Raw genomic sequence first — 8,128 nt, 5'->3', positions numbered from 1 at the left:
TATCCGCGCGCAGCAGGATCAGCACATATTTCAGCGTCACCACAATGATTAGCGCCCACAGGATCAAGGACTCGACGCCGAGCACCGCCTGAGGTGAGGCAACCCCCGCGGGACCACTGGCGGCGACCACAGCTTCGCGTAACGCATAGAGCGGGCTGGTGCCGATGTCGCCATAGACAACGCCAATGCTGCCGATCAGCAGAGCCCTGAAACTGGCAGTGGAATGGGCTTCGCCATGCCCGCCGGCCGCCGTCGTTTCCGCGGCGGGAGCTACAACATCAGTGGTCATGAGAGCTTCGGCCTCAAAATGCTTCACTGCACCAATAGCAAAGCGAGGCCGCTTATAGTCCTGCGCTTGGTGCATAGCCTAGCCTGATTTTAGGCCAACACCATGCAAAAATATGGACGGCAGCCGGGGTTGCCTGCCGCCGAGCCACTGCTGCAGAAAGGCCGTTCTGCGCCCATCGCCGGCCAGCAGAGCGTTGCACGTCAATGCAACCCTTGCTGGTTTCACGGTAACGGGATGCCGTAGTGGCTGCAAATTACGGCTTGAGGCCGGGCGGCAACGGCGGATCCTCACGCATCAGGGTGATGGTCACGCGGCGGTTCGCCGCCAGCGAGGGATCGTCGGGGAACAGCGGCTGCCCGTCGGCCGTTCCGGACACCTCAGAAATGTGGGCTGACGGCAGTCCTTCCTGCTCGAGAATCTGACGCACCGCATTGGCCCGATCCGCCGACAGATCGAACGCGCCATAGTCGCTCCGCGTCGGCACAAAGCCAGCCGCAGTGTGACCGACGATGGCGACGCGAAGCGGCGTCGCCTTGAGCGGGGCTGCGAGTTTCTCTATCAGCCGGCGGGTGCGGTCGTAGGGTACCTTGGAGCCGTCGGCAAACATCGAACGGCCATCCTGGTCGACGATTTCCAGATTGAGGCCTTTCTTGGTCTCCTCGAACATGACGTGTTTTGAGATCTCGGTCAGTTCCGGCAGGTCCTGCAAGGCCTGCCGCAACGACGCCGAGGCCAGCGCGAATTCGCGATCGATCTTGATGCGGGCACCGTCGGCCAGGCTTTTCTCCTGCTCATCTGGGGTCGGCCGGTTGGAGGCCTCCTCCGGCGGAACGTGCGCGGCGTTCTTCAGCTTGGGTCGCGTCGGCAGACCGTCGGATTCGATGATGCCGGAATAGCGCGCATCGGTCTGCACGCCGAAAGCATCGCGCATCGAGCCTGCGACAATCTTGAGCTTGTTGTTGTCCATGGTGGAGAATGCGACGAGCATCACGAAGAAGCTCATCATCAGACCCATGAGGTCGGCAAAGGTCACGAACCAGCCGTGTCCACCGCCATGTCCAGCGCCACGTTTTTTCTTGGCCATCGCTTGCTTTCTGAACCGCGTTTACCGGCCGATCAGGCCGGGACCGGCTCGCCTTCTTCGTGGCGGTGCTTTTCCGGCAAATAGGCCAGCAGCATTTCCCGGACCAGCGTCGGGCTCTTGGAATCCCGGATCATCAGGATGCCGTCGATGATCAGCGTCCGGTTGGTCTCCTCGTCGAGCAGCTTGCCATGCAGCTTGTCGGCGAGCGGCAGGCAGAACAGGTTCGCAACCAGCGCGCCGTAAAGCGTCGCCAGCAGCGCCGTCGCCATGAAAGGCCCGAGCTTCGAGGGGTCGGTCATGTTGGCGAACATCTGCACCATGCCGATCAAGGTTCCGATCATGCCGAACGCCGGCGCGCAGTCGCCGATGGCGCGGTAGATCTTGCCGCCTTCGTCGAGATGCATCAGGAAGTTGTCGCGGTCGCGTTCGAGATTGTCGCGGATGAATTCGAGATCGTAGCCGTCGGCGACGTAGCGGATGCCCTTGGCGAGAAAGGGTTCGTCGGTCTCGACCTTTTCCAGCCCGACCGGTCCCTGCTTGCGGGCGATTTCCGCGATGCGCGCAAGTTCGTCGACCAGATCGCGCGCCGACAGCCGGCTCATCGTGAAGGCAAATTTGGCGCCGAGCGGCAGGCCGTGCAGGATCGCGCTGAGCGGAAACCGGATCATGGTGGCGGCGATGGAGCCGCCGAAGATGATGATGACCGCATGTTCGCTCCAGAACATTTCCATGCTGCCACCCATCAGCATGATCAGGGTGATGACGGCGAAGCCGCACGCCAGTCCGACGCTCGTCATGATATCCATGGAAAACTCCAACGCGTACGCGAACCACCGGCCATCCTGGACGATGGCGCGGCCCGTCCCGAGCCACGCAACAAGCACTCTACGTCCGCGCCATTAAAGACGCGTAAAGCTTAAACCGCCGTGCGGCGGAACCCGGCGCGAACTGGCGCAAACAGCCGATCCAACCCGCGATCGACCGGTCAGTTGGCGTCCGGGCCCGATCTCAATATTTCGCTAACCATAGTCAGCGCAACGTACAACGCCTTCAGTGAATTTCAGCCGAACGCTGCAGGGCCTCTTTCAGCTTATCGAGGGTGAAGTCCTTGCTGCGGGCGATTTCGAGGATTGGCGTTTCCCGGCGGCCGCAGAGTTCGGCGGCGTCGGGGACCTTGGCGGCGACCTCGCGCGGGATCACCACGGCGCCATGGCGGTCGGCATGAATGAGGTCGTCGGAGCGCACCGTCATCCCGGCGACGCGTACTTCGCCGCCAAAAGCCTCGGCATGCACAAAGGCGTGCGACGGACCGATCGAGCCGGCCAGCGCCTGGAAGCCGGGCGCCCATTGCGGAATGTCGCGGATCGATCCGTCGGTGATGACGCCGAGGCAGCCGAGCGCCTTGTGCACCGAGCTTTGGACCTCGCCCCAGAACGCGCCATATCCCGCATCCGCGCCGTCGATATCCTGGATCACGGTGATGCGCGGACCGAAGCCGGTACCGACATATTCATAATAGGCGATGCGACGCTTGGCCTGCTCCGCCGCCGCAAGGCCGGATTGCAGCACCGAGCGGATGGTCACGGTGCGCGCATAACCGACGATCGGTGAAAGCTCGGGGAACGGACAGACCAGGGGTTTCGTCGTGTAACCGATCAGACGACGTTCGGGCGCGACGATTTCAAGCGCGTTGCAGATGGTCGGCGTGTCGTAGCGCCCCAAAGCCTCAAGAAGCGAAGCGGACAGCGGCGCTTTTGTGGAATCCGTCACGGCGTTTTCTCCAGAATGTTGCGACCGGCCATTCTTCAAGGCCCCTTGGCTTAGCCATATACAAGACCGCCACGCGATCGGCAAAAGAGTGGAAGCCGCTCATCAGTTCAGCCGGGTGGGCCTGTCATCAGGGTCCGGGCCGGCGACCACCGTCGTCGGAGGGAACGGCGGCGCCGGACCTTGCGGGGCGGCATCGGCCCGCGGCACGGCCTGGGCGGCCGCTTTGCGCTGATGGTCGCGATAGGACCTCCATCCGGCCGGCAGGCTCAAGAGGTAAAGCACCGATCCCGCCGACAGGATGTACCAGGGGTAGCTGATCAAGAGCGCGATGAAGAAAATCACCGAGACGAAGACCGCCAGAACCATTTCCGGCGGCACCCGCATGCGCACGGTCTTGCCCGAAAATACCGGCAGCCGCGAAACCATCAGAAATGCGATTAACAGCGTGAACAATGCCGTCAGCACGGCCGGCGGTTGCGGCACGCCGACAAAGGAAAGGTAGATCGGAAGCAGTACCGTGATCGCCCCGGCGGGGGCCGGAACGCCGGTGAAGTAATTGGCCGCAAAGGCGGGTTTGTTCGGATCGTCCATGGTGGCATTGAAACGCGCCAGCCGCAGCCCGCCCGAAATCGCGAACACCATCGCGGCGATCCAGCCGCCATTATGCAGGTCATGCAACTGCCAGAAGTACAGCATCAGGCCCGGCGCGACGCCGAAATTGACGAAATCGGCCAGGCTGTCGAGTTCGGCGCCGAATTTAGACTGGCCCTTGATCATGCGGGCGACGCGACCGTCCAGGAAATCCAGCACGGCGGCGAACACGATCGCCGCCACCGCCAGTTCCATCCGCCCTTCCGTGGACAGCCGGATCGCCGTCAAACCCGCGCAGATCGCCAGCAAGGTGATGAAGTTGGGCACCAGCATCCGCACCGGAATCGGGCGAAACCGGCGGCGGCGCATTTCCAGGTGGTTGGGATCGATGGGCATCATGGCTCGCATCCATATAGCAATCGCCGGCCGGCTCCGCCACCGCGGCACCCGGCCGCGCGGTTCGAAGGCCCAATGGTTAATCGGCGTGGTAGGTTCGACTGCCATCGCCGGGCCTGAAATCGGCCAGAATGGTCTCGCCGGCAACCGCGGTCTGACCTTCGGCGACCAGCGCAGGGGTGCCTTCGGGCAGATAGACGTCAAGACGCGACCCGAAGCGGATCAGGCCGAACCGCTCGCCGGCGCCGATCGACTGCCCCTCGCGTACGAACGATACGATCCGGCGCGCCACCAGCCCTGCGATCTGGATCACGCCGATGCGCCCGTCCGGCGTCGAGATCACCAGCGAGTTGCGCTCGTTGTCCTCGCTCGCCTTGTCGAGCTCGGCATTGATGAAGGTACCGGGCCGATAGGCGATCCGATCGATCCGCCCCGAGACCGGGCTGCGGTTGATGTGGCAGTTGAACACGCTCATGAAAATCGAGATCCGCGGCAGCGGCCGGTCACCGAGACCGAGTTCGGCTGGCGGCATCACCTGCGTCAGCATCGAAATGCGCCCGTCGGCCGGCGCCACCACGATGCCCTCGCGCACCGGCGTTACCCGAATCGGATCGCGGAAGAACAGCGCGCACCAGATCGTCAGCGCCGCCCCGATCCACCCCAGCGGCGTCCAGAGCCAGAACAACAACAGCGAAGCCACCGCAAAGCCGCCGATGAAGGGATAGCCCTGGGGATGGATCGGCGGGATCTGCGCGCGAATGGAATGGGTGATGGACATCAATCTTCGCCGCTCATTGTACGTTCTGCCCTGCGGATTGCGCTTCGCTCATTCCGCAGCAGCCGGGGTCGGCAGCGCATCATCGACAAGCGGGGTGTCGACAAGCGGGGTGTCGACCGGCGGCGGCGCGCGGTTCGGCGCCTCATTGTCGTCGGCAATCCGCGCCAGCCGCTCGCGCGCCTCCTGCGCCTCGCGCTGCCGGTTCCACATACTGGCATAAAGTCCGCCGCTTGCCAAAAGCTCGGAGTGCGTTCCACGCTCGGCGATACGGCCCTGGTCCAGCACGATGATTTCGTCGGCGCCGACGATCGTGGACAGCCGGTGCGCGATCACGAGCGAGGTGCGGTTGCGCGACACCCGCTCCAGCGCCTCCTGAATTTCATGCTCGGTATGGCTGTCGAGCGCCGACGTCGCCTCGTCCAGGACCAGGATCGGCGGCGCCTTGAGAACGGTGCGCGCGATCGCGACCCGCTGCTTCTCGCCGCCCGACAGTTTCAAGCCCCGTTCGCCAACCTGGGTCTCATACCCCCTGGGCGAAATCCTGATGAAGGCGTCGATCTGCGCCAGCCGGGCGGCCTGTTCCACCTCGGCGTCGGTGGCGTCCCAGCGGCCGTAACGGATATTATAGCGGATGGTGTCGTTGAACAGCACGGTGTCCTGCGGCACCATGCCGATCGACGCCCGCAGCGAGGCCTGGGTGACGGCGCGGATATCCTGGCCGTCGATCAGGATCTTGCCGCCCGAGATATCATAGAGCCGGAACAGAAGCCGCGAGATGGTCGACTTGCCGGCGCCGGACGGTCCGACGATCGCCACCGTCTTGCCGGCTGGCACCTCGAAACTGAGGCCCTTGAGGATCGGCCGCTCCGGATCGTAGGAAAACCGCACATCCTCGAAACGGACATGACCCGTGGTCACGATCAGGGGCCTCGCGCCGGGAACATCCTTGACTTCCGGATTGCGCGACAGCACGTCGAACATCTTCTCGATATCGATGATCGCCTGCTTGATCTCGCGATAGACCATGCCCATGAAATTCAGCGGCTGGTAGAGCTGGATCATCATGGCGTTGATCATGACGAAGTCGCCCACCGTGTTCTTGCCGCCGCGGACGCCGATCGCGCACATCAGCATGGTCGCGGTGAGACCTGCTGTGAATATGATCGCCTGCCCGGTATTGAGCAGCGCCAGCGAGGTATAGGTCTTGACGCTGGCGCGCTCGTAACGCTCCATCGAACGGTCGTAGCGGGAGGCTTCGCGCTGTTCCGCGCTGAAATATTTGACGGTCTCGTAGTTCAGAAGCGAGTCGATCGCCTTGGTATTGGCGTCGGTGTCGGATTCGTTCATCTTGCGGCGGATTTCGATCCGCCATTCGGTCGCGATGTAGGTGTAGTACATGAACACCACGACCGTGATCATGGTGGCCAGCACATAGCGCCAGTCGAACTTCCACAACAGCACGACCATCAGCAGCGAAACCTCGACAATGGTCGGGACCAGCTGCAGGATGACCATCCGCACGATGACTTCGATGCCGGAACGGCCGCGTTCCAGCACCCGCGTCAGCCCGCCGGTCTTGCGTTCCAGATGAAAGCGCAGCGACAACTCGTGCATGTGGACGAAGGTGAGAAAAGCGAGCTTGCGCACCGCATGCATCGCAACGCGGGCGAAGATGCCGTCGCGCCATTGGGTCAGGACCGCCATCACGACCCGCAGGCCGCCATAGCTCGCGGTCATGATCAGGGGCGAGGCGACCAGCCACAGCGTCCAGTTCGACGATGCGACCGGGGCGGTATCGGCGCCGGTCAGGGCGTCGATCGCCCATTTGAAGGTAAAGGGAACCGTGAGCGTCGCGACCTTGGCGATCAGCAGCAGCACCACCGACCACACCACGCGCATCTTCAGATCGGCGCGATCGCCGGGCCAGATGTACGGCCAAAGATGCGCCAGCGTCCCGATCAGGGTCGCCCGTTCGCTTGAGGTATGAGTGGCAGACGGCGCTGCACCGGCGCCCCGGGCCGAATCAGTATGAGCCATCAGCGAACGCCTGAAGCAAGGCGGCGGCGCGGATAGGTTGCCGTGCGGGTTTTTCTGTTAACCTTCATCCTAACCGTCATATAGAGGTTTTGAACCTCTTGCGCACCCTCGATGGAAACGATTCTTTGACCATGTTCAGGCATTTAGAGGATGGATTCAACCGCCCGGCAGCGAATTCGAAAGGCTTGACGGCTATACGCTGCGGTGCCACATGGCCAGTATGAGCAAGATCAGAACTGTCTGTGTGTACTGCGGCTCCGGCCCCGGTACCAATCCCCGCTTTGTCGAAGCGGCCATCGGCCTGGGAAAAGCCCTTGCCGAGAACGGCATCGGCCTGGTCTATGGCGGCGGCTCGATCGGGCTGATGGGCGCGGTGGCGACCTCCGTGCTCGACCATGGTGGTACGGTGACGGGCATCATACCCAGCTTTCTGACCGCCCGCGAAAACGCGCTGACCCGCGTTCAGGAGATGATCGTCACCCCCGACATGCATGAGCGCAAGCGGCTGATGTTCGAGCGGTCCGACGCCTTCGTTGCGCTGCCCGGCGGGATCGGCACGCTGGAGGAGCTGGTGGAGCAGTTGACCTGGCAGCAGCTCGGCCGCCACTCCAAGCCGGTCCTGCTCGCCAATATCGAAAGCTTCTGGGAGCCGTTGCTGGCCCTGTTCGCGCACATGCGCGCGACGCAATTCATCCGCCCGTCGCTGGCGGTCGATATCCTGAAAGCCGAACGGGTCGAGGATATCGTGCCGCGATTGCGTGCCGCCGCGGCTCAGGCGGCGGAAGGCACCGAGAAGATGGCGCCCGAGATCGCCAGCAGGCTTTAGGACAGACATCAAAAGAACTGCTTCCGATTTTGACGATCAGTCGTTCCAGACGCGAATAAACACCCCGCGGCGCGAGGCGCCCGGGCTTTTGCAAGAACCTCTCGCCCTTGGATAACAGAGGGCGCGGGGAATGCCGCGATGCCCAGAGGCACCCGCGGCCTCGCGTGCAAAAAAACGGCCGACGCACACGAGCAACAGCGAGGCACCGGATCATCCGGCATTCCCCACACAATGGTTTACGGTTTATGACGCGCTCTCCCCGGCGAGATAGCTCTCTTGCCACCGTTGCCTTCGAATTAACGGTTTTGTCCGACCCGGTTGAGCCGAACGAAACCTCCGAAGACTTGACACCAGCTT

Annotated in this window: 8 protein-coding genes; 1 reads left to right on the top strand and 7 read right to left on the bottom strand. The window is 63.0% G+C overall.

Annotation, left to right across the window (positions count from 1 at the left end; genetic code table 11):
- The 7 genes from ABSG20_RS23870 to ABSG20_RS23840 form a co-directional block, all read right to left on the bottom strand.
- Nucleotides 1–289 (bottom strand): KUP/HAK/KT family potassium transporter (locus ABSG20_RS23870; protein WP_423866966.1); only part of this gene is annotated, 289 nt, incomplete at its 3' end.
- Nucleotides 290–542: 253 nt separating this feature from the next.
- Complete coding sequence (locus ABSG20_RS23865) at nucleotides 543–1,373, bottom strand: flagellar motor protein MotB (RefSeq protein ID WP_423866965.1); 831 nt, start codon at nucleotides 1,371–1,373, stop codon at nucleotides 543–545.
- 32 nt (nucleotides 1,374–1,405) lie between these two features.
- Nucleotides 1,406–2,179, bottom strand: a complete 774-nt coding sequence (locus ABSG20_RS23860; protein WP_423866964.1) for a motility protein A — start codon at nucleotides 2,177–2,179, stop codon at nucleotides 1,406–1,408.
- A 244-nt stretch (nucleotides 2,180–2,423) separates the two neighbouring features.
- A complete protein-coding gene (locus ABSG20_RS23855; protein ID WP_423866963.1) occupies nucleotides 2,424–3,143 on the bottom strand; it encodes an RraA family protein in 720 nt (239 codons plus the stop codon).
- Between the two features lie 102 nt (nucleotides 3,144–3,245).
- Nucleotides 3,246–4,130 (bottom strand): CDP-diacylglycerol--serine O-phosphatidyltransferase, encoded by an 885-nt coding sequence (pssA, locus tag ABSG20_RS23850; RefSeq protein ID WP_423866968.1) that lies wholly within the window; start codon nucleotides 4,128–4,130, stop codon nucleotides 3,246–3,248.
- A gap of 79 nt (nucleotides 4,131–4,209) precedes the next feature.
- Nucleotides 4,210–4,911 carry a phosphatidylserine decarboxylase gene (locus tag ABSG20_RS23845; RefSeq protein WP_423866962.1) on the bottom strand — a complete coding sequence of 234 codons (702 nt, stop codon included), beginning with the start codon at nucleotides 4,909–4,911 and terminating at the stop codon, nucleotides 4,210–4,212.
- A 45-nt stretch (nucleotides 4,912–4,956) separates the two neighbouring features.
- Nucleotides 4,957–6,945, bottom strand: a complete 1,989-nt coding sequence (locus ABSG20_RS23840) for an ABCB family ABC transporter ATP-binding protein/permease (RefSeq protein ID WP_423866961.1) — start codon at nucleotides 6,943–6,945, stop codon at nucleotides 4,957–4,959.
- 220 nt (nucleotides 6,946–7,165) lie between these two features.
- Here ABSG20_RS23840 and ABSG20_RS23835 point away from each other — a divergent pair, with 220 nt between their 5' ends.
- Nucleotides 7,166–7,771, top strand: coding sequence for an LOG family protein (locus tag ABSG20_RS23835; protein ID WP_423866967.1), 606 nt, complete (start codon nucleotides 7,166–7,168; stop codon nucleotides 7,769–7,771).
- The last annotated feature ends 357 nt before the right edge of the window (nucleotides 7,772–8,128 follow it).

The sequence above is a fragment of the Bradyrhizobium sp. genome (assembly GCF_049512235.1).
In the GTDB taxonomy this organism is placed as follows: Bacteria; Pseudomonadota; Alphaproteobacteria; order Rhizobiales; family Xanthobacteraceae; genus Bradyrhizobium.
Note: the sequence above shows the minus strand (reverse complement) of the source record. Positions and strands in the feature narration are given on the sequence as shown.

Excerpts from the sequence above, each read along its gene's own strand:
- ABSG20_RS23865 (WP_423866965.1), bottom strand. The coding sequence starts at position 1,373 with ATGGCCAAGAAAAAACGTGGCGCTGGACATGGCGGTGGACACGGCTGG.
- ABSG20_RS23860 (WP_423866964.1), bottom strand. The coding sequence starts at position 2,179 with ATGGATATCATGACGAGCGTCGGACTGGCGTGCGGCTTCGCCGTCATC.
- pssA (WP_423866968.1), bottom strand. The coding sequence starts at position 4,130 with ATGCCCATCGATCCCAACCACCTGGAAATGCGCCGCCGCCGGTTTCGC.
- ABSG20_RS23840 (WP_423866961.1), bottom strand. The coding sequence starts at position 6,945 with ATGGCTCATACTGATTCGGCCCGGGGCGCCGGTGCAGCGCCGTCTGCC.
- ABSG20_RS23835 (WP_423866967.1), top strand. The coding sequence starts at position 7,166 with ATGAGCAAGATCAGAACTGTCTGTGTGTACTGCGGCTCCGGCCCCGGT.